Source organism: Sphingomonas sp. Mn802worker (genome assembly GCF_000382485.1).
In the GTDB taxonomy this organism is placed as follows: Bacteria; Pseudomonadota; Alphaproteobacteria; order Sphingomonadales; family Sphingomonadaceae; genus Sphingomonas.
In genome coordinates this window covers 1-632 of the sequence record NZ_AORY01000010.1, presented here as the reverse complement: position 1 = coordinate 632, position 632 = coordinate 1, and the positions used below count along the sequence as shown (strand labels likewise).

Below are 632 nucleotides of genomic sequence, written 5' to 3'. Positions count from 1 at the left end.
CCCCGCATTGTCGAGCATCGTGTCCGCAAGCAACCGCTTGAGCCTGGCGTTCTCCTCTTCGAGCAACCGCAGACGCTTCGCGTCGGACACCTCCAGGCCGCCGAACTTCGCCTTCCATGCCTAGTAGGTCGCGCTCGACATCCCATGCTTGCGGCACAGCTCCGTCACCACTGCACCCGCCTCGGCCTCCTTCAGAATGCCGATGATCTGCTCTTCCAAAAACTGCTTCCGCTTCATTCCGTCCCTCCCTTCGAGGGTCGGCCTCTAGGTCCAGGTGGATGAAGAAACGGGGGGCACGTCAGAACTCGCAGGTTATGCCAGTGTCTCGGACGAGCTAGTTAAGGTACAGCATTACACGCGTCCTACGCGCCTCTCGCACCGGCGCTCTTAGTGTCATTTCGCCGCAAGACGAAAACGCGCGTTACGTCCAGCCGGCTGAGCGTGCTGCCGTTATGCCGAATGTCATGGCCAGCGCCAGTCCTCCCGCGTAGCCAGAGCCGTAGGCGCCAGCCGCGTCCGCTCCGGCGGCGAACAGTCCGGCGACGCGCGAGCCGTCACTGCGCAGCACATGCGCGCCGGTGTCGATCGTCAGCCCGCCGAACGTGAAGGTAATCGCAGGGTGAACAATTAGT

Annotated in this window: 1 protein-coding gene and 1 pseudogene; both read right to left on the bottom strand. The window is 62.7% G+C overall.

The annotated features are described in order from the left end of the window. Positions 1–237, bottom strand: a pseudogene (locus SMN802W_RS16775) (transposase); the annotation flags it as partial. A gap of 184 nt (positions 238–421) precedes the next feature. Then, the coding region (locus SMN802W_RS16770) for an FAD-binding protein (RefSeq protein ID WP_037523725.1) at positions 422–632 on the bottom strand (211 nt) is incomplete at its 5' end.